21 protein-coding genes and 1 tRNA gene are annotated in these 21,685 nt (G+C 72.3%); 9 read left to right on the plus strand and 13 right to left on the minus strand.

The window, feature by feature from the left end; genetic code table 11:
- Nucleotides 1-19: 19 nt before the first annotated feature.
- The 7 genes from ACZ6EM_RS06880 to ACZ6EM_RS06910 form a co-directional block, all read right to left on the minus strand.
- Complete coding sequence (locus ACZ6EM_RS06880) at nucleotides 20-1,015, minus strand: NaeI family type II restriction endonuclease (RefSeq protein ID WP_465771868.1); 996 nt, start codon at nucleotides 1,013-1,015, stop codon at nucleotides 20-22.
- A gap of 60 nt (nucleotides 1,016-1,075) precedes the next feature.
- Complete coding sequence (locus tag ACZ6EM_RS06885; RefSeq protein WP_452179948.1) at nucleotides 1,076-1,939, minus strand: NgoMIV family type II restriction endonuclease; 864 nt, start codon at nucleotides 1,937-1,939, stop codon at nucleotides 1,076-1,078.
- Nucleotides 1,940-2,011: 72 nt separating this feature from the next.
- Entirely contained in the window at nucleotides 2,012-3,109 is a 1,098-nt protein-coding gene (locus tag ACZ6EM_RS06890; protein WP_452179949.1) for a DNA cytosine methyltransferase, read from the minus strand.
- A 305-nt stretch (nucleotides 3,110-3,414) separates the two neighbouring features.
- Nucleotides 3,415-3,488 (minus strand) — tRNA-Pro (locus ACZ6EM_RS06895).
- A 100-nt stretch (nucleotides 3,489-3,588) separates the two neighbouring features.
- A complete protein-coding gene (locus ACZ6EM_RS06900; protein ID WP_380358346.1) occupies nucleotides 3,589-4,533 on the minus strand; it encodes a metallophosphoesterase in 945 nt (314 codons plus the stop codon).
- The gene (locus ACZ6EM_RS06905; protein WP_465771869.1) at nucleotides 4,533-5,297 is read right to left on the minus strand and encodes a CGNR zinc finger domain-containing protein; all 765 of its coding nucleotides are present in this window, start codon (nucleotides 5,295-5,297) and stop codon (nucleotides 4,533-4,535) included. Before ACZ6EM_RS06905 ends, ACZ6EM_RS06900 begins: the two co-directional genes overlap by 1 nt.
- A gap of 191 nt (nucleotides 5,298-5,488) precedes the next feature.
- Complete coding sequence (locus ACZ6EM_RS06910) at nucleotides 5,489-6,781, minus strand: helix-turn-helix domain-containing protein (protein ID WP_452179951.1); 1,293 nt, start codon at nucleotides 6,779-6,781, stop codon at nucleotides 5,489-5,491.
- Nucleotides 6,782-7,525: 744 nt separating this feature from the next.
- Here ACZ6EM_RS06910 and ACZ6EM_RS06915 point away from each other — a divergent pair.
- Nucleotides 7,526-7,978: a GatB/YqeY domain-containing protein gene (locus tag ACZ6EM_RS06915; RefSeq protein WP_359905693.1), complete on the plus strand. Its 453-nt coding sequence runs from the start codon at nucleotides 7,526-7,528 to the stop codon at nucleotides 7,976-7,978.
- A 179-nt stretch (nucleotides 7,979-8,157) separates the two neighbouring features.
- Here ACZ6EM_RS06915 and ACZ6EM_RS06920 read toward each other — a convergent pair whose 3' ends face one another.
- The gene (locus tag ACZ6EM_RS06920; RefSeq protein ID WP_452179952.1) at nucleotides 8,158-10,440 is read right to left on the minus strand and encodes a transglycosylase domain-containing protein; all 2,283 of its coding nucleotides are present in this window, start codon (nucleotides 10,438-10,440) and stop codon (nucleotides 8,158-8,160) included.
- 501 nt (nucleotides 10,441-10,941) lie between these two features.
- On the opposite strand from ACZ6EM_RS06920, the gene ACZ6EM_RS06925 reads away from it, so the two are divergent.
- Nucleotides 10,942-11,265 (plus strand): WhiB family transcriptional regulator, encoded by a 324-nt coding sequence (locus ACZ6EM_RS06925; RefSeq protein ID WP_030240986.1) that lies wholly within the window; start codon nucleotides 10,942-10,944, stop codon nucleotides 11,263-11,265.
- Between the two features lie 48 nt (nucleotides 11,266-11,313).
- On the opposite strand, the gene bagB is transcribed toward ACZ6EM_RS06925, so the two are convergent.
- Nucleotides 11,314-12,486: an ATPase BagB gene (bagB, locus tag ACZ6EM_RS06930; RefSeq protein ID WP_359905699.1), complete on the minus strand. Its 1,173-nt coding sequence runs from the start codon at nucleotides 12,484-12,486 to the stop codon at nucleotides 11,314-11,316.
- Nucleotides 12,483-13,556, minus strand: a complete 1,074-nt coding sequence (gene bagA, locus ACZ6EM_RS06935) for an ATPase BagA (protein WP_465771870.1) — start codon at nucleotides 13,554-13,556, stop codon at nucleotides 12,483-12,485. Before bagA ends, bagB begins: the two co-directional genes overlap by 4 nt.
- Before the next feature lie 244 nt (nucleotides 13,557-13,800).
- On the opposite strand from bagA, the gene ACZ6EM_RS06940 reads away from it, so the two are divergent.
- The 5 genes from ACZ6EM_RS06940 to ACZ6EM_RS06960 all read left to right on the plus strand — a co-directional run bounded on the left by ACZ6EM_RS06940 (nucleotide 13,801) and on the right by ACZ6EM_RS06960 (nucleotide 16,513).
- Nucleotides 13,801-13,959, plus strand: coding sequence for a DUF4177 domain-containing protein (locus ACZ6EM_RS06940; protein WP_094743074.1), 159 nt, complete (start codon nucleotides 13,801-13,803; stop codon nucleotides 13,957-13,959).
- Nucleotides 13,956-14,423 (plus strand): RidA family protein, encoded by a 468-nt coding sequence (locus ACZ6EM_RS06945; protein ID WP_452191313.1) that lies wholly within the window; start codon nucleotides 13,956-13,958, stop codon nucleotides 14,421-14,423. The genes ACZ6EM_RS06940 and ACZ6EM_RS06945 overlap by 4 nt, the downstream gene beginning before the upstream one ends.
- Nucleotides 14,424-14,538: 115 nt before the next feature.
- Nucleotides 14,539-15,405, plus strand: coding sequence for an NUDIX hydrolase (locus ACZ6EM_RS06950; protein WP_452181077.1), 867 nt, complete (start codon nucleotides 14,539-14,541; stop codon nucleotides 15,403-15,405).
- A gap of 104 nt (nucleotides 15,406-15,509) precedes the next feature.
- Nucleotides 15,510-15,683, plus strand: coding sequence for a hypothetical protein (locus tag ACZ6EM_RS06955; RefSeq protein ID WP_359905710.1), 174 nt, complete (start codon nucleotides 15,510-15,512; stop codon nucleotides 15,681-15,683).
- Complete coding sequence (locus ACZ6EM_RS06960; RefSeq protein ID WP_452181076.1) at nucleotides 15,680-16,513, plus strand: MBL fold metallo-hydrolase; 834 nt, start codon at nucleotides 15,680-15,682, stop codon at nucleotides 16,511-16,513. The genes ACZ6EM_RS06955 and ACZ6EM_RS06960 overlap by 4 nt, the downstream gene beginning before the upstream one ends.
- Before the next feature lie 98 nt (nucleotides 16,514-16,611).
- On the opposite strand, the gene ACZ6EM_RS06965 is transcribed toward ACZ6EM_RS06960, so the two are convergent.
- The 3 genes from ACZ6EM_RS06965 to ACZ6EM_RS06975 all read right to left on the minus strand — a co-directional run bounded on the left by ACZ6EM_RS06965 (nucleotide 16,612) and on the right by ACZ6EM_RS06975 (nucleotide 19,141).
- Nucleotides 16,612-17,286 (minus strand): Crp/Fnr family transcriptional regulator, encoded by a 675-nt coding sequence (locus ACZ6EM_RS06965; RefSeq protein WP_030288117.1) that lies wholly within the window; start codon nucleotides 17,284-17,286, stop codon nucleotides 16,612-16,614.
- Nucleotides 17,287-17,608: 322 nt separating this feature from the next.
- Nucleotides 17,609-18,226 (minus strand): RraA family protein, encoded by a 618-nt coding sequence (locus ACZ6EM_RS06970; RefSeq protein ID WP_465771871.1) that lies wholly within the window; start codon nucleotides 18,224-18,226, stop codon nucleotides 17,609-17,611.
- Between the two features lie 126 nt (nucleotides 18,227-18,352).
- Nucleotides 18,353-19,141, minus strand: coding sequence for an alpha/beta fold hydrolase (locus tag ACZ6EM_RS06975; protein ID WP_465771872.1), 789 nt, complete (start codon nucleotides 19,139-19,141; stop codon nucleotides 18,353-18,355).
- Nucleotides 19,142-19,305: 164 nt separating this feature from the next.
- Between ACZ6EM_RS06975 and ACZ6EM_RS06980 the strand changes: the two genes are divergently transcribed.
- Both ACZ6EM_RS06980 and ACZ6EM_RS06985 read left to right on the plus strand, forming a co-directional pair.
- Nucleotides 19,306-21,087 (plus strand): FUSC family protein, encoded by a 1,782-nt coding sequence (locus ACZ6EM_RS06980; protein ID WP_465771873.1) that lies wholly within the window; start codon nucleotides 19,306-19,308, stop codon nucleotides 21,085-21,087.
- A gap of 42 nt (nucleotides 21,088-21,129) precedes the next feature.
- Nucleotides 21,130-21,630 (plus strand): MarR family winged helix-turn-helix transcriptional regulator, encoded by a 501-nt coding sequence (locus ACZ6EM_RS06985; protein WP_359901973.1) that lies wholly within the window; start codon nucleotides 21,130-21,132, stop codon nucleotides 21,628-21,630.
- The last annotated feature ends 55 nt before the right edge of the window (nucleotides 21,631-21,685 follow it).

Here is a 21,685-nt window from a genome sequence, read left to right on the forward strand (position 1 = left end):
CACCATCGAGCCCCGGGCTTTATCCCTTGATCTCAGGTGCTTCGCAGGCCGGGTCGCCCTCAGCCCAGATTCCGTACCGGACACCGTCGATGACGGTCGATCGACGGGTGCTGAGTTCGTCCAGCTCCGTCAACTTCACCGACACGAAGGAGCCCTTTTCAGGGACGGGCAGGCCCAATTCTTCCGCGATCTGCGGGTAGGGCTTCAGATGGCCGATCACGATGATGCCTTCCGGCCTGAGGTGCTTGCGCGAGTCCCGTGCGCGCTTGAGACCGTCGTGCTGGGTGGCGACGGTGACCACGGTGGTGCGGTCGACGATTCGGCCCCGTACCCGACGGAAGAGTTCGTTGACGCGCAGCTGGCCGCCATTGCCGGATCCGCGGTAACCGTCCGAGGCGCGGAAGATGGACCGGACTGTTTTGGGGTCGGCCTCCCGGAGACGGAGCAGGAGGTTGTCCGGTAGTTCGCCATCCTGGACGATCCAACGGATCCGGGCCTTGCCTGCGGCCGAAACACTTCTCTTCTGATCGCCGTTCGGCCCGGTGGTGAGGACGTCGGGCTTTATCCGGAGTATCCCGACCTGGAAGGACCCCGTTCGGTCGTCGGCACGCATCAGGAGGCAAATGTGGTTCATGGCCTCTTTCGGGATCATCCAGGTCCCGCCCACGGTGAACTTCGCGTCGACGTGCTCATCGGCGATGACGTAGTCCATGGGGTTCCCGTAGCCGAGGTCGAACTCGGCTCGGGTGACGATCTCGACCTTGGTGCCGAGATACGTCTTCTCGGTGCTCTCGACCCGGCCCGGGCCTTCCTTGATGTAGAGGTCGTACCGGCCCGTGCGCTGTCCATCCAGGACCTCGTCGATGGCCCTGCGGAAGACCTGCCCGAATCGCCTTCTGTGGTCTCTCTGGTCGAGCAACCATTCCTCGACGGCGCTGAGGCCGGGGTCGTCGAGGCGATCTGAGTGGGGGGTGCCATCGGACGGGACGGGGAAGAGCGGCGCTTCGTAGGTCACGGATCGACCATATGGGGCGCGAACCGTGCTGTCAGGAGGCGGTTCTGTCGGATCGCCTGGCTAGAGCGTTCCCAGATAGGCGACGAGATCGTCGTAGTCGCGCAAGCGGCGCTGTTCCACCATGCGGTGGAAGGTGTCGCGCGTCTTCAGGTGATTTTTCGTCGCAGAGTAGTATTCGTCCACCGCGGCGGTGAGAGCCGGGAGATGGAGGTGGTAGACACAGTCGAGATCCCCCGTGCCCTGCCCGAGTCGTGCCAGGAAGTACGGACGGGGTTCCATCGTGACGGCTGCGAAGTGAGGCATGCGCCCTCGACGGAGGGTGGCCATCTTGGCACCATGGGTGCGTGGGTCCTGCAGCCGGTCGGTCCTGAGCGACCACTTGAGTGAGAACCCCGCCACGAGGTGAGGCCGGCCGATCGCCGCGTCGTCGAGCGGACGGTGGACGGATATGTCCAGCTTCGGCAGTGACTCGTCACCCAGGGCATCGAGCAGCGGACGACGCCTGGCTCGGGATTCGTCGAGGGCATTGAGCAGGGCCTTCACCAGGACGGACGTCTCCTCCCCGCCTTCCTCGGCCGTCGGCAGGTGGTTCTGCAGATCCTTCACGGCGTTGTCGAGCGGTAGCGAGTCTTCGTCGGCCAGCCGCTGCATGGCCCCCAGGTGCGCGTACTGTTCGAAGTCGTGGGCGTGCCGCTCCCGTTCGACCGTGAGGTGCGGAGCGACCTTCTCCAGCTTTCCGTTCAGATCGGCGACCATGGCCATGCTCCACGTGTGGTCGTTCTTCTCGGCGTCCTTCTCCTTGGGCACTCCGAGCTGTTCGAAGAAGAGCCGACCCAGCTCGACGGAATCGGCTTTGCTGCTGTCGCTGGTGTTCGGCTTGCCGTTCCGGTAGCCGCACAGGTCGGTGACAAAGGACGCGGGCATCGCTCCCCCTCGGATCGTCGACGTTCGTGCGCGACGCGGACGCTCGCCGTTGGCTGTTCTCTCCGGCCCCGCTCAGTTGCTCTGCTGGTCCCTGCCCGTCGGGTCGTCGACGTCCGGCTCGTCGGTGCCCCGCGAACCCCAGGAGTCGAGGTCCCGCAGCATGGCGTCGGACGGTGCGTCCCATCCGAAGGCGGCGCACAGGACGTGCATGGCGAGACGTGGAGGAACCGCGTTGCCGATCTGCTGACCGACATCGCGGCCGCGCCAAGGGTAGTCGGCCGGGAAGGTCTGCAGACGACCGGCTTCGGAATACGTGAAACGCTCGAGCTCCACGTCGCCGGGGCCGACCATGCGATTGCGGAAAATCTTGCCCGTGACCGTGGCCGACGGCTCGGTCGAGCGGCGTCGACCGCGGGCCTTGGGATCGCCGCCGGTGCCGTAGTTGGAGATCACTTCGAAGTCGGTTTCGCGGACGATCACTTCGTCCATGGTCCGCCACTCCAGAAGGTTCTCGTCTCCCTCGTCGCGCCCGACGCCCTTGCGGTAGACGCGGTGGGTGGGTGCCGGGAGCTTGACAGGTTCGTCGCCGTACCGGGCGATCAACACGGCCCGGCGGCGGGTCTGCGGGATGCCGAACGCCTCGGTGTGCAGGATGCCGCAGTCCGCCTGGTAGCCCTCGCCCTCGAATGCTTTCTTGTAGGCCGTCCACACCGGAAGCACGGCCGGTACCTGTTCGAGGACAATTGCCTTGTAGGGCTTTCGGTCGGGGGAGTCGATTGCGTCGAGAGCCCACATGAGGGGCTGCAGCACCAGACCTGTCCGCTCGTCGTCGAGCTTGGCCAGGTCCTTCTGGATCTCTTCGCGATCCTCCCGGGCGATGAGCCGCCCGACGAACTCCAACACCTGGTCGAGGGCCCGGCGCCCGGCGCCCGAGCCCGCGACGGTGAAGGTCTGGCAGGGAGGGCCTCCGGCCAGCACGTCGGCTTCGGGGCAGTTCGACGGTCCGAACATGCGGACATCGCCTTCCCACGTCTCCAGGCCGGCGGCTCGGCGTGTGGTGCACGCGGCGGAGTCCCATTCAATGCCCACCGTGGGGATGCCGAGCTTGTCTGCCGCCACGTCGAGCCCCCCGGGGCCGGCGAACAGATCCACGATCTTGGTGGGCTGCACTTGGTTCTCCTGATTGTCGTAACGGGGCGACGGTACGTGGCTCGATGAGCCTGGGTGCCCGCTTTGACGGCCGCTTGCTGGCGACCATGCAGCGTACCTCGATGCACTGACAACGGAGGTTGTGCACCGTTGCCCGGCGCCGGGGGGCGAATGCCTCTGCGCAGGTCACCACCGGTCGGCGTTTGGGTCCCCGCCGATGGCCGGTCCAAGGCGAATGCCGGGCCGAGGTCTCCCCGAAAGGACGTGACAACCACTCAGGGCCGGTCTCCCTTGCGGGAGACCGGCCCTGAGCTGGTCCTACTGGGTCGGGGTGGCGGGATTTGAACCCACGGCCTCTTCGTCCCGAACGAAGCGCGCTACCAAGCTGCGCCACACCCCGATCTTGCGGTTTGTCGCTCCGTCTCCTTCGCGACGAGTAGAACTCTACCGGACGCTCGCCGAGACACGAAATCCGGTTTCGGGCGGGCGTCCGGCGGGGGTCAGCGGGGGGCCGGGACGAGGGTGAGGAGGGTGGCCTCGGGCGGGCAGGCGAAGCGGACGGGGGTGTAGCGGTTGGTGCCGCAGCCGGCCGAGACGTGGAGGTGGGAGCGGTGGCCGCCGGCGGTGTGGGTGGAGAGGCCCTTGACCCGGCGGGTGTCGATGTCGCAGTTGGTGACCAGGGCGCCGTAGAAGGGGATGCAGAGCTGGCCGCCGTGGGTGTGGCCGGCCAGGATCAGCGGGTAGCGGTCGGCGGTGAAGGCGTCGAGGACGCGCAGGTAGGGCGCGTGGACGACGGCGAGGGAGAGGTCGGCGTCGGCGGAGGGGCCGCCGGCGACGTCGCTGTAGCGGTCGCGGCGGATGTGGGGGTCGTCGAGGCCGGTGAACTCCAGGTCGAGCCCGTTCACGGTGAGCCGGCCGCGGGTGTTGGTGAGGTCGAGCCAGCCGGCCCCGTCGAAGCCGTCGCGGAGCTTCTCCCACGGGTTGTGGACGGCTCCGGTGATGCCGCGGCGGGCGGTGCCGTCGGGGTTGTTCATGCCGTGGGCGCCGCTGCGCATGGCCTGGAGGTAGCGTGCCGGGTTCTTGCGGGCCGGGCCGTAGTAGTCGTTGGAGCCGAAGACGTAGACGCCGGGGAACTCCATGAGGGGCCCGAGCGCGTCGAGGGTGGCCGGGACGCCGAGCGGGTCGGAGAGGTTGTCGCCGGTGTTGACCACCAGGTCGGGGCGCAGGCCGGCCAGGCTCTTCAGCCAGCGCTGCTTCTTGCCCTGCCCGCTCACCATGTGGATGTCGGACACCTGGAGGACCCGGATCGGGCGGGCGCCGCGCGGGAGGACGGGGACCTCGATCCGGCGGAGGCGGAAGGCCCGGACCTCGTACCCGACGGAGTAGGCGAGGCAGGCGGTGCCGGCGGCGGCGATGCCGAGGGGAACGGAGTACAGCGGTCGCATCAGCCCATGCTCTCAGACGGTGGATCAGCGGGCGCACGCCCGGAGTCGGCGGGGAGGGCGGCGGCCGGGGGCGTCTCCTCGGTCTCTCGGCGGGCGCGCAGGGAGCGGACCTTGTGGCGGTTGCCGCAGCGTTCCATCGAGCACCAGCGCCGGCGGCCGGGGCGCGAGGTGTCGACGAAGATCAGTCGGCAGTCGTGGGCGCCGCATTCCCGGATCCGGTCCGCGTACGGGCCGGTGAGCAGGGCGATGGCGTCCCGGGCGAGGGTGGAGGCCAGCTGGGCTCCGTCGGCGGGTGGTGGGGCGGCCGCGGTGCCGTCCGGGGCAATCCGGGGGACCAGCGGCGGGTGCTCGGCGGCCCGGTTGAGGACGGCGTAGTGCTCGGGTTCGCCGGGGCGGCCGTGGGCGCGGGCGGCGGCCAGGTGCCACAGGGCGTCGCGGAGGGTGCGGGTGGCGGTGAGCTCGGCGGGGGAGATCCGTACGGCGTCGGCGGGCAGCCGCAGCCGGGACGGCGGGAGCCAGGCGGCGAGGTCGGCGGGCCGGTGCAGCACCTCGTACCGGGCGTACGGGCCGGGTCCGCCGGTGGTGAGCAGTTCCAGGCAGAGGGCGCCGGGGTCGAAGTGGAAGCGGCTGCCTCCGGGGGTGGTGAGGACCAGCCCGGGCGGGGTGTGCCGGCCGGCCGTGCCGTCGGGCGGTGCGGCGGCCGGGTCGGCCGGGTCGGCCGCGTCGGCCGCGTTCCGGGGGACCGGGTCGTCTCCGTCGGTCATGCGCCCCAGGATAGGTGTAACCGGGAAGACGGGTTACGGGGCCGGAGGGGGAACGGAGAGGGGCGGGCCGCTGCCGGGCGGAAGGGCTGACCCTTGGTCAGGAGGTTCCGCCCGGAGGTGCGGAGCACCCCGTCGCCCGGCATCCCCGTCGCCCGGAGCGGCACTCCGGGCGACGGGGGCGCGGGCCGGCCTCAGGCCGGAATGGCGTTGACGTACTCGCGCATCATCCGGGGGACCCGGTACGCGTACTGGTGGCCGCGATTCACCTGGACGACGGAGAAGTCGACCAGTTCGGCCAGGACGTCGAGGTTGCGGGAGGGCTCCCGGCCGGCCGGGCCGCCGCCGTCGACGGGTTCCTTCCGGATGTCGTCGATGGAGAACTCCTCGGGGAACCGGGAGAGCCGTCTGAGTGCCCGGCGCTGCCGTTCGTCGAGCAGTCCGTACGCCCAGGCGAGGCTGCGGTGCAGCGAGCGGTGGTGGGAGAGCCCGCCGACCTCCTCCTGGCCGAGGATCGGCAGCACCCGGCACTCGTCCACCAGGACGTGCAGGGGCACCGAGCGCATCCGCACGGCGGCGTTCTCGATCGCGAGCGCCAGGCCGCCGAGGCGCCGGCAGAGCTCGACCACCTGCGGCATCTGGTCGCCGAGGTCGAGCGTCGGGGCGACCGAGTGCACCCGGTGGCAGAACAGCTCGGCGGCCGGCGGGCAGCCGTAGGGGCCGTCCGGGTGGTCGACCGACAGCGGTGAGACCTCCCACAGGTCGGCGGGGACCCCGGCGGGCGCCCGCAGCGAGGTGATCATGATGTGGAGTGCCGGGTGCCGCGCCAGCAGTGTCCTGACCTGCCGGGCCACCGTGTCGATGACGTGCTCGGCGTTGTCGACGACCAGCAGCAGCTGCAACTCGGGGCCGGTCCGCGGGTCGCGGCCGAAGCCCCGGAGGAGGGCGTCGAGCGCGCGCTGGGCCTGGGCCGAGGCGGCCGCCGGGTCGACGGCCTCGGGGGTGACCGAGCCGAGCTCCAGGACCACGACGCCGTCCCGGAAGCGGTCCAGCAGGTGGGCGGCAGAGTCCAGCGCCAGCCGGGTCTTGCCGACCCCGGCCGGTCCGGTGAGCACCAGCGGACGGCCCGGTCGCAGGGCGGTCACGACGTGCAGCAGGTCGGCCCGTCGGCCGACGGTGATGTCCGTCTTGGGTCGCAGTCCCCGCCACCGCGCGTTGTCCGGGAGCTCGGCGACGCGGGCCGGGAATCCGGGTTCCGGCCGGGTGGGCGGCAGCCCGGCCGGGGCGCCCGCGTGAACGACCTGGGAGAGCAGGGTGTCGTCCCGGTTGGTCGCCGCGGCGAACAGCGCGCCCACCAGGAGTTCCACGGAACTGCGTCGCGGATTCTTGATGGCGCCGGTTTCCAGGTTGCGAATGGTGCGGACGCTGACAGTGGAGTGTTCGGCTAATTGCTCCTGGCTCCAGCCGACCATCTTCCGTTGGGTCACCAACATCGATCGAAGCTGATTGTTGTCCATTCCCCCGCGCTTCCTGCTGTTGTGAGCAGAATAAAAGTCAGAACTCGATGCGCCGCTTTTACGGCGCCCATCGCTCCGAAAAGCGATCACTGTCGCCGGGCGGTCGGGCAGCCGGGCGGAGCGCGGGCGTGCGCGCTCGTTCCGGCAGGGGGCGCAAGGGACCCGGGCCGCCAGGTGTCAGGGCCGCCAGGTGCCTGGGCGGCAGTGTGCCAGTGCCGTGGAATAATGAATCGGGGACGTGATGACGGGTTGTCGCAGTTGTTCGTGGCGGTCTTCGGCGATGATTCGACGGTGATTCGAGGTGAGGTGATCGCCGCCATCGGCTGCTCAAGCGACGCGCGAACGAGTGTACTACGCGGACTATTTTCGGCGAAGCGGTCACAGCGTTCGATTTGCCCCTCCGGGACCGGCAACTTCGCTCCGGATCCGGCAATTTTCGGCATTGCGGCCGATATTGTGCAAGCATTATCGGCCACCGTGGCCGAATCCCGTCGCTTGTTCCCGGAGTCGGGCATCGATTGTTCATGGAATCGACCGCCGCCCGTTCCCGGGTCGGATCGGCGCCGTCCGGCGGGCTGTCGGGCGCCCTCGGCCGGGGTTGTCGGGGATGCCGGCCGGGGTTCTCGGGGGATACTCGTTCAACTGCGGAAACCCCGGTGGGTGCCCAGGGAAACCCGGTTGAGCCCACCCACAGCCGAAGGATAAGAAGAGGAAATGACAACGCTCAAGGAGCAGCTGCACGAGAACCTCACGGCTGCCATCAAGGACCGGGACGAGCTGCGCGCGTCCACCATCCGGCTCACGCTGGCCGCCGTCACCAGCGAGGAGGTGGCGGGCAAGCAGAAGCGCGAGCTGTCCGACGCCGATGTGCTGAAGGTGATCGGCCGCGAGGCGAAGAAGCGCCGGGAGGCGGCCGAGGCCTTCGACACGGCGGGCCGGACGGAGCAGGCGGCCCGGGAGCGGGCCGAGGGCGAGGTGCTGGCGACCTACCTGCCCAAGCAGCTCTCCGACGAGGAACTGGCCGCGATCGTGGCGGCCGCCGTGGCCGAGAGCGGTGCGAGCGGCCCGCAGGGGATGGGCGCCGTCATGAAGCTGGTGAAGCCCAAGGTCGACGGTCTGGCCGAGGGCGGCCGGGTCGCCGCGGCCGTGAAGGCCGCCCTGGCCTGAGCCGGGTGCCCGGACGCCCCCGCGGACGCCGGTCCGCCGGTCCCGTCCCGTCGCCCAGGTGACGCCCCCAGGTGACGCCCCGCCCCGGTCGTGCGCCGCCCCGGCAGCACGCCGAAGGGGCGCCCTCCGCACTGGAGGGCGCCCCTTCGCCGTGTCGGCCGTTCGCGGCCCGGGACGGGTCAGCCGTTCCCGTTGCCGCCGCCGTGCCGGCCGCCGTTCCCGTTCCCGTTGCCGGGGAAGGGCGGGAAGGTGAACCCGCCGGGGAAGCCGCCGGGCAGTCCACCGGGGAGCCCGCCGGGCTGGCCGCCGGGCTGACCGGGGTTGCCGCCCTGCTGCGGCGGCGGGGGGTTGCCGCCGGGCTGCGGGGCGTTCGGGTCGGTGGCCGGTGCGGTGGCGCCCGCCGGGGGAGCGGCCGGCTGCGGGTCCGGGATGTTGGCGGTCTGGATCGGCTCCAGCGGCGTTCCCTTGAGAGCCTGGTTCATCGCCATCGCCCAGATCGGGCCGGGGCCGTCGGCGCCGAACACCTCGGGGTAGTACTTGCCGCCGATGGTGATGTTCTTCATCTTGACGCCGCCGGCCGGGCCGCCGAGCCAGACCGCGGCGGCCAGCGACGGGGTGTAGCCGCTGAACCAGGCGGCCTTCTTCTCGTCGGTGGTACCGGTCTTGCCGGCGATCTTGCGGCCGTCGTCCATGGTCAGGGCGGCCGCGGTGCCCTTCTCGGTCACGTTGAGCAGGACGGCGTTGAGCGAGTCCGCGGTCTGCTCGGAGAAGGCCTGGCTGCACTGGGACTGCGGGACCGGGATGTCCTTGCCGTCCACCGTGGTGATCTTGTTGATCGCGATCGGGGTGCAGTACTTGCCGCGGGCGGCGAAGGTCGCGTAGACGTTCGCCATGGTCAGCGGGGAGAGCTCCAGGGTGCCGAGGACCATCGAGGGCACCTCCTGGAAGGCGTCGCCCTTGGCGGACTGGGTGATGCCCAGCTTGTTCGCCATCTGCTTCATCGCGCAGAGGCCGACCTGCTGCTCCATCTGCACGAAGTAGGTGTTGACCGAGCGGGCCATGGCCTCCTTCAGCTGGTACGGCCCGACCTCGCTGTCCTGCTCGTTCTTCACCGTCTCCTTGGGCTTGACGGTGTTCTTCCAGGTGCCCGAGCAGGTGGACATCTGCGGGTACTCGATCTTGTTCTCGGACGGGAACGCCTGGGTGTTCGACATGCCCGACTCCAGCGCGGCCGCGGCCAGGATCGGCTTGAAGGTCGAACCGGTCTGGAAGCCGTTGCCGCCGCCCATCGCGGCGTCCACGTTGAGGTTGACGACGGTCTGGTTCTTGTTCGGGTCCAGGCCGTACGGGCGGGTCTGGGCCATCGCCAGGATCTTGCCGCTGCCCGGCTCCATCATGGTCGCGGCGGCCGACACCGTGTCGGTCACGTTGACCTTCTTGGTGACGGCGTTCTGCGCGGCGGCCTGCTTGTCCGGATCCAGCGTGGTGTAGATGTTCAGGCCGCCGGTGTTCCACACCTTCTTGCGCTCGTCGGCGTTCTTGCCGAAGGCCGGGTCCTGCTTGACCACGTGGCGGACGTAGTCGCAGAAGAAGCCCATGCCGGCCTGGGCGGTGATGCAGCCGTTCTGCGGGTCCTTGTACTTCAGGCCCAGCGGGGCGGCCTTCGCCTCCTTCGCCTGGTCGGCGGTGATGTGCTTGTTCTCCAGCATCTTGTCGATCACGACGTTGCGGCGCTTGACCGTGTTCTCGGGGTAGCGCACCGGGTCGTAGGACGACGGGTTCTGCACCATGCCGGCCAGGGTGGCGGCCTCGGCGACGGTCAGGTCCTTGTTGCTCTTGCTGAAGTAGCGCTGGGAGGCGGCCTCGACCCCGTAGGCCTGGTGACCGTAGAAGGTGATGTTGAGGTAGTTGGTGAGGATCTGGTCCTTGGACAGGTCCTCCTCCAGCTTGATGGCGACCTTGAGCTCCTGGATCTTGCGGCCCAGGGTCTTGCGCTGGGCCTCCAGGACGGCCGCCTGGTCGTCGCCGGCCTTCTCCACGTTGACGTTCTTCACGTACTGCTGGGTCAGCGTGGAGGCGCCCTGGGAGGCGGTGCCGCTCTCCGCGTTCTTGCTGACCGCGCGGAGGATGCCCTTGAGGTCGACGGCGCCGTGCTCGTAGAAGCGGGCGTCCTCGATGTCCACCTGGGCGTGGCGCATGAACGGCGACATCTGATCGACGGTCAGGACCGTGCGGTCGCGCTCGTAGACCTTGGCGATCAGCCCGCCCTTGGCGTCGAAGATCTGGGTGGCCTGGGTGAGCGGCGGGGTCTTGAAGTCGTCCGGGATGTTGTCGAAGCTCTCCGCCGTGTCCTTGGCGGTCAGCCCGATGGCGCCGACGGCGGGCAGGGCGAGACCGGCCAGCAGGACTCCGGAGAGCACGCTGACGCCCAGGAACTTCACGCCGTTGCCGGCGTGCTCCAACGGTGATCCGCCGGTCCCGCCGCGCGGAGCTCCGGTGTTGCCTGGGGGCTGGGGTGCCTGTGGGCGCTTCGGTGCCATGGGGAGAACCCTACGTCGCGGATTCCCGCACACAGCGGCAGGCGTTCGCCTAGGCTTGTCACAAGCTTGCGACAGCTTCGGTGCGTCAACATCGCTCACTCTTGTGGGCGAGGAGACTTGCCCGGAATGCCCTGTGATGGCCGGGTTTTGAGGCAGCTGTGGCCTACTGTACCCGTGTGTTCAGTCACGCTCCGTGGTGACTCCTGTGGCGAGAGTGCGGGCTCCGCTTTTGGCAAGGCGTGCGACCTGCGATCACTCCAACGAGTGAGCTGATTGATACCCATAGTCCAATCGGGTCATTCGAGATTGAGCCCGAAGGGGCTGTTGCAAGCTGTCGTTCTTCCGTAACGTCCTCAACTGGCAACGGTGAATATGCCGTTGCCGCCGTGGGGGAGCCTCGAAACGGGAGAGGACGGCGCCGGCATGGGCTGGGTTGACGACTGGAGTGCGCAGGCCGCCTGCCGCACGAGTGATCCGGACGAACTGTTCGTCCAGGGGGCGGCGCAGAACCGCGCGAAGGCGGTGTGCAGCGGCTGCCCCGTCCGGACGGAGTGCCTCGCGGACGCCCTGGACAACCGGGTGGAGTTCGGGGTGTGGGGCGGGATGACGGAGCGCGAGCGCCGTGCGCTGCTGCGCCGCCGCCCGACCGTCATCTCGTGGCGGAGGTTGCTGGAGACGGCACGCACCGAGTACGAGGAGTCCCTCGCGACCGGAGTGATACTGACGGACTACGCCCAGGCGGGCTGAGCCCGACCGCCACCGCGCGGTCCGGGCCGGTCGGCCCTCGGGCACGGGCTACACCGCGCCGTTGAGCCGGTCCCCGATGGCCCGGAGCCCGTCCAGGTCGTGCACGTCGCCCGGCAGCGCCGGCACCTCCACGATCGGCACGTCCGGGTACACCGAGACGAAGCGGTCGCGGGTGCGGCGTTCGCGCCCCATGATCTGCATCCGTTCGGCGTGCAGTCGCAGCAGCCCGGCCGCGAGCAGTTCCGCAGCGGGCGAGGCGTGCTCCGAGCCGTTCTCCTCCAGGGCCTCGGCGGCCGCCAGCGCCCGCTCCGCGGTGAGCTGCGGTGCCCCCGTGTCGTGCACCCGGTTGAGCACCAGCCCGGCCAGCGGCATCCGGTCCGCGGCCAGCCGGTCCACGAAGTACGCCGCCTCGCGCAGCGCGTCCCGCTCCGGCGCGGCCACCACCAGGAACGCCGTGCCCGGCGCCTTGAGCAGCTGGTACGTACGGTCCGCGCGCTCCCGGAAGCCGCCGAACATCGAGTCCATCGCGCTGACGAAGGTCTGCACGTCGGTCAGCAGCTGAGCACCGAAGATCTTGCCCAGAGTGCCGGTGAGCAGTCCCATCCCGACGTTCAGGAAGCGCATCGCGCTGCGCCCGCCGACCTTGGCCGGGGCGGTGAGGATCCGGATCACCCGGCCGTCCAGGAAGGATCCGAGCCGGTTGGGCGCGTCCAGGAAGTCCAGTGCCGAGCGGGACGGCGGGGTGTCCACGACGATCAGGTCCCACTCCTCGGCGGCGCGCAGCTGCCCGAGCTTCTCCATCGCCATGTACTCCTGCGTGCCCGCGAAGCCGGCCGACAGGGACTGGTAGAAGGGGTTCTCCATGATCGCCTTGGCCCGCTCGGGCTCGGCGTGGGCCAGCACGACCTCGTCGAAGGTCCGCTTCATGTCCAGCATCATGGCCTGGAGCTCGCCGTCGCCGGTGACCCCCTTGACCACCCGGGGGGTGTTGTCGAGTTCGGTCAGGCCCATCGACTGGGCGAGCCGGCGGGCCGGGTCGATGGTCAGCACCACGACCTTGCGGCCGCGCTCGGCCGCCCGCAGGCCGAGCGCCGCGGCGGTGGTGGTCTTGCCGACGCCGCCGGAGCCGCAGCAGACGATGATCCTGGTCTTCGGGTCGTCGATCAGCTCGTCCACCGCGAGTCGCCGCCCGGTGCTCCGTACCCCGCTGTTCGAGGTCATGCCGCCCCCTGCCGCTTCAGTTCGCCCGCCAGCCGGTACAGCCCGCCGAGGTCCACGCCCTCGCCCAGCAGCGGCAGTTCGTACGTCGGGAGCCGCAGCTGCTGGATGTCGGCGCGCTGCGCGCGCTCCAGCTCGACCCGCTCGGCGTGCTCCCTGGCCTGCGCCAGCAGGGGGTCGATCAGCGGCTCCACCGCCGCCCGGACCTTCTCCGCGGCGCGCGTGCGGCCGCCGAGCCCGGCCTCGCCGAGCGCCACGGCGACCTCCTCGCGGTGGTCCCCGTCCACCGCGGCCACCGCCGCCGCGTCCAGCACCGGCGGCCGGACCATGTTGACCATCACCCCGCCCACCGGGAGCTTCGCCTCGCGCAGCTCCCCGATGCCGTCGACCGTCTCCTGCACCGGCATCTCCTCCAGCAGGGTGACCAGGTGCACCGCGGTCTCCGGCGACTTCAGCACCCGCATCACGGCCTGCGCCTGGGTGTGTATCGGGCCGATCCGGGCCAGCCCGGCGACCTCCGCGTTGACGTTCAGGAACCTGGCCAGCCGCCCGGTCGGCGGGGCGTCCATGACCACCGCGTCGTAGCGCCGCCGGCCGGCCGGGTCCTTGCGCCTGGTCGCCTCGCAGGCCTTGCCGGTGAGCAGGACGTCCCGCACACCGGGCGCGATGGTGGTGGCGAAGTCGACGAAGCCGACCTTCTGGAGCGCCTTCCCGGCCCGGCCGAGCTTGTAGAACATCTCCAGGTACTCCAGCAGCGCCAGCTCGGTGTCGATCGCCAGCGCGAAGACCTCGCCGGGCCCGCCCCCACCGGCGGCCAGCCCCAGCTGGGCGCGGGAGACCGAGGCGATCCGGCGCTCCTCGTACGGCAGCGCGGCGATCCCGAACAGCTCGGCGATGCCCTGCCGGCCCTCGACCTCGATCAGCAGCACCCGTCCGCCGTCGGCGGCGAGCGCCAGGGCCAGCGCCGCGGCCAGCGTGGTCTTCCCGGTGCCGCCCTTGCCGCTGACCACGTGCAGCCGGACGCCCTCCCAGTCGGGGTCGCGCCGGGCCGCCTGGCCGGGGGTGCGTGCCACGCTCCGTCTCCGTCCGTCTCCGTCCTACGGGCGTCCCCTCCTGACGAGGGTGCCCCTCACCAGGGTCCCCTCCCGACGGGGGTGCCCTTCACCAGGGTGCCCTCTCGCGAGGGTAACCAGGGAGCGCACCGGATGCCCGGAGCACCTGGGCCGTCAGGCCGGATCATGCCCTCTTTGTGCCCCACCTCACACGCCTCGCGGCCGTCGGAGCGGATCACCGCGACGGCTCGTCTAGAGTCTGGCCATGACCAAGTGGGAATACATGACGGCGCCCCTGCTGGTGCACGCCACCAAGCAGATCCTGGACAACTTCGGCGAGGACGGCTGGGAGCTCGTCCAGGTCGTGCCCGGCCCGAACCCGGAGCAGCTGGTGGCCTACTTCAAGCGGGAGAAGAACGCATGAGCAAGGTCGAGGAGAAGCTCGCCGAGCTGGGTCTGACCCTGCCTCCGGTGGCCGCCCCGGTCGCCGCCTACGTGCCGGCCGTGCACTCCGGCGACCTCGTGTTCACCTCCGGCCAGCTCCCGGTGGTCGGCGGCAAGCTGCCGACCACCGGCAAGGTCGGTGCCGAGGTCTCCCCAGAGGAGGCCAAGGACCTCGCGCAGATCTGCGGGCTGAACGCCCTGGCCGCCGTGAAGTCCGTGATCGGCGACCTCGACCGGATCGAGCGGGTCGTCAAGGTCGTCGGCTTCGTCGCCGCCGCCCCCGACTTCATCGGTGTCCCGGCCGTCGTCAACGGCGCCAGCGAGCTGCTCGGCAAGGTGCTGGGCGCTGCGGGCGTGCACGCCCGCAGCGCCGTCGGCGTCGCGGTGCTGCCGCTGGACGCCCCGGTCGAGGTCGAGCTCGTGGTGCGCGTCAAGACCGTCTGAACGTGATCGCGGGGGCGGGGCCGGGCCTGTCCGGCCCCGCCCCCGTGTGGCCGGAGTGTGTCCGATCGATCCGTGAGCCTGGCGGGAATCGCCGGGCACGCCCTAGCATCCGGGCATGGACCATCGAGCGACGACGCTCCCGATGCCGCCCGGCTGGCCCGCCCGGATCCGGGCGGTCGCATCCGGCGCGGTGACCCCGCCGGTGCCCAGGCCCGCCGCCACCGTCGTGCTGCTGCGCGACGCCGCCGGGGGGCCGGAGGCCTACCTGCTGCGCAGGCGCACCTCGATGGCCTTCGCGGCCGGGATGTACGCCTACCCCGGCGGCGGGGTGGACCCGCGGGACGCCGAGGTCGAGCCGGGCTGGGCCGGGCCGACGCCCGGGGAATGGGCGCGACGGCTCGGGGTGGACGCCCGGACGGCGCGGGCCGTGGTCTGCGCGGCCGTCCGGGAGACCTTCGAGGAGGCCGGCGTGCTGCTGGCTGGCCCGGACGCCGACAGCGTCGCCGCGCCGCGCGACTGGTCCGCCGAGCGGGCCGCGCTGGAGGCGCACGAGCTGTCCTTCGCCGAATTCCTCCGCGACCACGGCCTGGTGCTGCGCAGCGACCTGCTGAGCGGCTGGGCCCGCTGGATCACCCCCGAGTTCGAGGAACGGCGCTACGACACCTGGTTCTTCGTCGCCGCGCTGCCGGCCGGCCAGCGCGCGGCCCTGGAGGTCGGCGAGGCCGACCGGGTCGCCTGGCTGACCCCCGCCGAGGCGGTGCGCGGCCACCGGGAGGGCCGGTTCGGCATGCTGCCGCCGACCGTGACGGTGCTGCGCGAGCTGTCCTCGGCCCGGACCGCGGCCGAGGCACTGGCCGCGGCCGCCGACCGCCCGCTGACGCCGGTCCTGGGCCGGGCCGAGATCCGCGGCGACCGCCTGACGGTCCGCTGGCCCGGCTACCAGGAACTGACCATCGACGGGGAGTTCCCCGAGGGCTCCTGACCGTTCCACCGGTGGGGCCTCCCGGGCCCCCGTACCGGCTGCGGGTCGTACACCCCGCAGGACGCGACCTTCCCGTACCGACGCAGAGAGAGGACCGACGCCCGATGACCCACAACGACGTGGCTCGCCGGACGGCGCCCGAGATGCCCGCCCGCCGTCTGACTCCCCGTGACCCCGCCTGCGTGAGCCAGGTCCCGTTCGTCGAGGTGGCGCAGCGCGCCCTCGTCCGGGCACTGCCGCTGCGGGCCCTGCACCGAGACGGCGGAGGCGGCCGGTGAGCGGACTCCTGCCGGGCGACCCCGCCGCCGCCGTCGGCGGCGAGGCCACCCCTCGGGCGCTGTGCGTGCTGGCACCGAACCCGTCGCCGATGACGCTGGACGGCACCAACACCTGGCTGCTCTCCGAGCCCGGCTCGGACCTCGCGGTGGTGATCGACCCGGGCCCGCTGCACGAGGGCCACCTGCGCCGGGTGGTCGACCTCGCGCGGGAGCGGGGCAAGCGGATCGCGCTGACCCTGCTCACCCACGGCCACGCCGACCACTCCGAGGGCGCGGCCCGCTTCGCCGAGCTGACCGGCTCCGAGGTGCGGGCCCTGGACCCGGCGCACCGGCTGGGCTCGGAGGGCCTGGTGGGCGGCCAGCGCCTGGACGTCGGCGGCCTCGACCTGCGGGTGGTGGCCACCCCGGGGCACACCTCGGACTCGCTGACCTTCCACCTGCCGGACGACGGTGCGGTGCTCACCGGCGACACCGTGCTCGGCCGCGGCACCACGATGGTCGCGCACCCCGACGGCCGGCTGGGCGACTACCTGGACTCGCTGCGCCGGCTGCACACCATGGCCTCCCAGCACGGCGTGCGCACGGTGCTGCCCGGCCACGGCCCGGTGCTCGGGGACGCGCTGGGCGCCGTCGACTTCTACCTGGCCCACCGGGCCGCCCGGCTCGCCCAGGTGGAGACCGCGGTCGAGGCGGGCTGCCGGACCGCGCCCGAGGTGGTGGCCCGGGTCTACTCCGACGTGGACCGGGCGCTGTGGCCGGCCGCCGAGCTGTCGGTGCGGGCCCAGCTGGACTACCTGGAGGACCACGGGCTGATCCCGGGCGCCGAGTGATCCCCTGAACGCGGGAACGCGGGGGTGAACGCGGAGGGGCCCGTCCGATCCGGACGGGCCCCTCCGCGTTCGCGGGCGTCAGCGGCGTTTCGCCGGCGTCAGCGCGAGCGGCGCGACAGCCGCTCGACGTCCAGCAGCACCACCGCGCGGGCCTCCAGCTTCAGCCAGCCGCGGCCGGCGAAGTCGGCGAGCGCCTTGTTGACCGTCTCGCGGGAGGCGCCGACCAGCTGGGCCAGCTCCTCCTGGGTGAGGTCATGGGCGACGTGGATGCCCTCCTCGGACTGCACGCCGAACCGGCGGGAGAGGTCCAGCAGGGCCTTGGCGACGCGGCCGGGCACGTCGGAGAAGACCAGGTCGGACATCACGTCGTTGGTGCGGCGCAGGCGGCGGGCGATGGCCCGCAGCAGCGCGATGGAGACCTCGGGGCGGGCGTGCAGCCAGGGCTGGAGGTCGCCGTGGCCGAGGCCCAGCAGCTTGACCTCGGTCAGCGCGCTGGCGGTCGCGGTGCGCGGGCCCGGGTCGAACAGCGACAGCTCGCCGATCATCTCGCTGGGGCCGAGCACGGCCAGCATGTTCTCGCGGCCGTCCGGCGAGGCGCGGTGCAGCTTGACCTTGCCCTCCGCCACGACGTACAGCCGGTCGCCCGGGTCGCCCTCGTGGAACAGCGACTCCCCACGGGCGAGGGTGACCTCGGTCATGGAAGCGCGCAGCTCGCCGGCCTGTTCGTCGTCGAGTGCCGCGAAGAGTGCGGCGCGCCGCAGAACGTCGTCCACGTGCTTCCTCCTTCTCGGCCGTACGGCGGGTGGGCCGTCCGGCGCAAGTTCCGTTCAGTGTTCTGCATCACCAAGCATGGCGCATGTCGCTCCGATCATATGAGGAGGGGGTGTGCCGAGGTGCGCCGTGCGGGGCCATTCGTACCGGTGGATCACCGGCCGGACCCGGTGACGGGAGCCCGGGGGAGGCCGCCGGTCGAACCTTTGTCCATCCGATTCGAACAGGGAAGCGGGCCCCGCCGTGCGGGCGTGTCCCGCCGCCGGTCCGCCCGGCGACGAGCGCCGGGCGGACCGGGGGGCGGACCGTACCGGAGCCGGGTGATCAGCCGGTGAAGCCCAGCTCGGCGAGGGCCCGGTCGATCCGGGCGCGGTGCGCGGCCTCCCAGTCGTCCAGGGTCTCGGCCGCCTCCTTGGCCAGCTTCGCCCGGGCCGCCTCCAGGACCCGCGCCCGCTCGGCGGCGGGCACCACCACGACACCCTCCTCGTCGGCCACCACGGTGTCGCCGGCCGCCACCGACACCCCGCCGCAGGTCACCGGGGCGCCGTGGGTGCCCAGCCGCTCCTTCGCCCCGGGGATCGGGATCACCCCGCGGGCGAAGACCGGGAAGGCCAGCTCCCGCACCTCGGCGAGGTCCCGGATCAGGCCGTCGGCCACGAAGGCCGCCACGCCCCGGCGCTGCGCCACCGCGCAGACGTTGCCGCCGGCCAGCGCGTGGTCCAGGTCGCCGGACTCCACCACGATCACCGAGCCGGGCCCGGCCCGGTGGATCGCCGCGTGCAGCATCAGGTTGTCGCCGGGCGGGCACCGCACGGTGAAGGCCGGTCCGGCCACCCGGGGCATGCCCGTCCACAGCGGTCGCAGGCCGGCGTCCATGACCTGGGCGCGGCCCAGGACGTCGGCCAGGGTGGTGGTGGGGATGTCCTTGAAGTCCTCGTCCATGCTTCCTCGTCCGTCGTTGGTCGTCCGTCGTTGGTCGTCCGTCGGTGATTGTCCGTCGTTGGTCGTGCGCCGGTGACGCGACTCCGGTGATCGCCGGAAGGCTGGACGGTGCCCCCGGGCCGCGCGTCAGGCGTAGAACTTCAGCAGTTCCGGCGCCAGCACCTCGGCGGACACCTCGTGGGTCTGGCCGTCCAGCGTCCGGTACTCGGCGTCCGGCACGGCCGCCGCCACCGCGCGGGCCGGGGCCCGCAGTGTCTCCGGGCTGGCGCCGCCGTCCAGGACCAGGGTCGGCACGGCGATCGTGGCCAGCAGGTCGACCGGGACGACCGCGCCGGTCCGGTCGCCGAGCGCCGCCGCGTCGTACGCCAGGGTCGGTGCGACCGCCTCGAACAGCGGCCACACCGGCGCGCCGCGCATCCCGTCCACCATCTCCGCCGGCGTCCCGGCGTAGACCATGAGGGCCGCGACCGCGTCCCCGCGGCGCCCCTCGGCGAGCGCCGCCGTCAGCTCGGCGACGTACTGGCGGAAGCGCTCGCTCTGCGCCTCCCCGGTGCTGAACGGCGGCTCGTAGACGGCGAGTCGGGTGATGCCGGTGCCCGCGGCGGCGGCCCGCAGCGCGAGTGCGGCGCCGGAGGAGTGGGCGAGGACGTGGGCCGAGCCGCCCGCCGCCGCGATGACGGCGGCCAGGTCCTCGATCTCGCGCTCCACCGCGAAGGGCGGGGTGTCCCCGCTGTCGCCGCGACCGCGCCGGTCGTAGGTCCACACGGTGTGCCGCGCCGCCAGCTGTTCGGCGATCGAGGCGCTCGGCCCCATGCCGCGGTGGCACAGTGCGCCGTCGACCAGGACGACGGCGGGGCCGGAGCCGGTGACGGAGCAGGCGAGGACGGTGCCGTCGGTGGAGACCACGGTGCTCATGGGTGTTCCTTGCTGTCGTACGAGTCGGTCGTGGAGGTAGACCGGGGTTCGCCGCAGAACTCATCGCTCCGGCCGAAATTTTCTTCCGGAGCTTCCGGAGCCCTGTGGCGGGGTGTCCGAGCGGCTATATGTTTCACGGGTAAATTACCTGCTAACCTTTTTGCATGGTCACAACCGCCCAGTTCCGCCAGGCACTTCGGGTCGGTCCGGCCGGGGACGGCTGGCACAAGCCCGCGCTCAGCGCCGTGGTCACCCTCGGCGCGCTCAACCTCACCCTGCTCGGCCTCGGCCGGCTCGACCTCGCCCTCTACACCTCGGCCGGCGGCCTGGGCGCGCTGTACGGGCACGGCCTGCCCTACCGGGCCCGGGCCCGGACGCTGGCCGGCGTGCTGCTCGGCACCGTGCTCAGCACCGGCGCCGCCCTCACCGCCGCCGCACTGACCCGCGACGCCGCCGTCCTGGTCGCGGTGGCGGCGGTGCTCGCCGCCCTGCACAAGCTGCTCTGCGACGCCGCCCGGATCGGCCCGCCCGGCAGTCTGATCATCACTTTCACCTCCGCCAGCTGCGCCTTCCTCCCGCAACGGCTCGCCGAGGTCCCGCCGCACCTGGCGCTCACCGCGCTCGGCGCCGCGCTGGCCTGGCTGGTCTGCATGGCCCCGGCCCTGGTGCGCCCGTACGGGCCCGAGCGGATCGCCACCGCCCGCGCCCTGGAGGCCGCCGCCCGGCTGCTGCGGACCGGGCCCGGCCGGCCGGAGCCGGACGCCGCCGCCCGAACCGCCCTGGTCGGCGCGGTCGAGGCGGCCTGGCAGAGCCTCGCGCTCTCCACCCCGTCCCGGCGGCGCGCCCTCGGCGACGCGCCCGAGCGGCTGCTGGTGCGCGCGGAGGCCGCACTGGCCGGACCGGCCCGGCCCGAGGACGCCGCGCGGTACCTCGACCTGGCCCGCGACCTGCGGCGCGGCCGCCCGCTGCCGACGCTCGACCTCACCGAGGCGGAGGCGGCCGAGCCTTCCGTCCGCCGTCCCGGCCCCCGACCGCCGCTCCGGCGGGCGCTGCGGCCCGGCTCGGCGCTGCTGCCGATCGCGCTGCGGGTCGCCGTCGGCTGCGCCGGTGCCGGGTGGATCTCGCTGGCGCTCGGCGTCGGCCGGCCGTACTGGGCGGTGGTCACCGCGGCCTCGGTGTTCCAGGCCAACAGCACGCTGTCCTGGCAGCGCGCGCTGCAGCGGGTGCTGGGCAACCTGCTCGGCCTGCTGCTGTTCACCGCCGCGCTGCCCGTCGCGCACACCGGCCCGGTGGCGCTGATCGGACTCGGGCTGGTCTGCCAGTTCGGGGCGGAGGCGACGATCGCCCGCAGCTACTGGCTGGCGACGGTCTTCGTGACCCCGATGGCGCTGCTGATGACGGAATTCGCGGGCCCGCAGCCGGCCGGGGCGCTGATCGCCGACCGCTGGCTGGACACCTGCGTCGGGGCGCTCGCCGGCCTCGCGGCCTGCCTGCTGGTCACCAACCGCCGCACCGCCGCCCGGCTGACCCGCGCGCTCGCCGGAGCGGAGGCGGCCGGCCACCGCGCGTCGGCCGCCGTCCGCGCCGCCTCGCCCGCCCCGCCCGCCCCGCCCGTCGCGCCCGTCGCGCCCGTCGCGCCCGCCTCGTCCGTCCCGGGCGTCCGGGCCGTCGCGGCCGGGAGCACCCCGGACGCCCTCGCCGCCCGTACCGGCCTCGCCGCGGCCCTGCTGGAGCTGCGCGAGGCCACCGACACCGCCGCCGGCGAGTGGCGCCGACCCGCCCTCCCGCACCAGCGCGCCACCGCCACCGAGCAGCAGGCCCACCACCTGCTGGCCGCGCTGCTGGAACACCGCGGCCGCGACGGCCTGTCCGATCCCGGCCCGGCCCTGCCGGACACGGCCCGGGCCGCGACGGGCACGGCCGGGGCCGCGACGGGCACGCCCTAGGATCGAAGCCGAACGGCAGGCCGCAGAACGGGAGCAGCACACGTGGAGGACGTCGTCGCAGGTGTGCTGCGCCAGTGGGAGCGGGCCTACCCGGGGCTGGACACCGGTCCGATCGCCGTCCTCGGCCGGATCAACCGCTGCGCCGCGCTGCTCCAGCAGACCCCCGACCCGCTCACCCGGGCCGGCCTCACCCGCGCCGAGTTCGACATCCTCGGCGCCCTGCTCCGCCTCGACCGCGAGCTGACCCCCACCCAGCTGGCCCGGGAGAGCTTCGCCTCCGGGGCCGCCGTCACCAAGCGCCTGCGGCTGCTGGAGGAGCGCGGCCTGGTCAGCCGCCGCACCGACGACCGGGACCGCCGGGTCGCCCACCTCGCGCTCACCGAGGAGGGCCGGACGCTGGTGGACGGTCTGATCCAGGAGCTCGTCGCCTACGACCGCGCCCTGCTGGCCGGACTCACCCCCGCCGAGCAGGACCGGCTCGCCGAGGCCCTCAGCGGCCTGCTGAACAGCCTTGAGGGGACGATCGGCCGCACCCCGGCCTGAGCCGGCGAACCGTGGCGGAGCGTCAACGGTGGTGCTCCGGCGGGAAACTATGCTC

This window comes from Kitasatospora sp. NPDC041917 (assembly GCF_055589745.1).

What these genes read in the sequence shown, in the direction of transcription:
- ACZ6EM_RS06885 (WP_452179948.1), bottom strand. Translation starts at nt 1,939, where the DNA reads ATGCCCGCGTCCTTTGTCACCGACCTGTGCGGCTACCGGAACGGCAAG.
- ACZ6EM_RS06900 (WP_380358346.1), bottom strand. Translation starts at nt 4,533, where the DNA reads ATGCGACCGCTGTACTCCGTTCCCCTCGGCATCGCCGCCGCCGGCACC.
- ACZ6EM_RS06905 (WP_465771869.1), bottom strand. Translation starts at nt 5,297, where the DNA reads ATGACCGACGGAGACGACCCGGTCCCCCGGAACGCGGCCGACGCGGCC.
- ACZ6EM_RS06915 (WP_359905693.1), top strand. Translation starts at nt 7,526, where the DNA reads ATGACAACGCTCAAGGAGCAGCTGCACGAGAACCTCACGGCTGCCATC.
- ACZ6EM_RS06925 (WP_030240986.1), top strand. Translation starts at nt 10,942, where the DNA reads ATGGGCTGGGTTGACGACTGGAGTGCGCAGGCCGCCTGCCGCACGAGT.
- bagB (WP_359905699.1), bottom strand. Translation starts at nt 12,486, where the DNA reads ATGACCTCGAACAGCGGGGTACGGAGCACCGGGCGGCGACTCGCGGTG.
- ACZ6EM_RS06940 (WP_094743074.1), top strand. Translation starts at nt 13,801, where the DNA reads ATGACCAAGTGGGAATACATGACGGCGCCCCTGCTGGTGCACGCCACC.
- ACZ6EM_RS06945 (WP_452191313.1), top strand. Translation starts at nt 13,956, where the DNA reads ATGAGCAAGGTCGAGGAGAAGCTCGCCGAGCTGGGTCTGACCCTGCCT.
- ACZ6EM_RS06950 (WP_452181077.1), top strand. Translation starts at nt 14,539, where the DNA reads ATGGACCATCGAGCGACGACGCTCCCGATGCCGCCCGGCTGGCCCGCC.
- ACZ6EM_RS06955 (WP_359905710.1), top strand. Translation starts at nt 15,510, where the DNA reads ATGACCCACAACGACGTGGCTCGCCGGACGGCGCCCGAGATGCCCGCC.
- ACZ6EM_RS06970 (WP_465771871.1), bottom strand. Translation starts at nt 18,226, where the DNA reads ATGGACGAGGACTTCAAGGACATCCCCACCACCACCCTGGCCGACGTC.
- ACZ6EM_RS06975 (WP_465771872.1), bottom strand. Translation starts at nt 19,141, where the DNA reads ATGAGCACCGTGGTCTCCACCGACGGCACCGTCCTCGCCTGCTCCGTC.
- ACZ6EM_RS06980 (WP_465771873.1), top strand. Translation starts at nt 19,306, where the DNA reads ATGGTCACAACCGCCCAGTTCCGCCAGGCACTTCGGGTCGGTCCGGCC.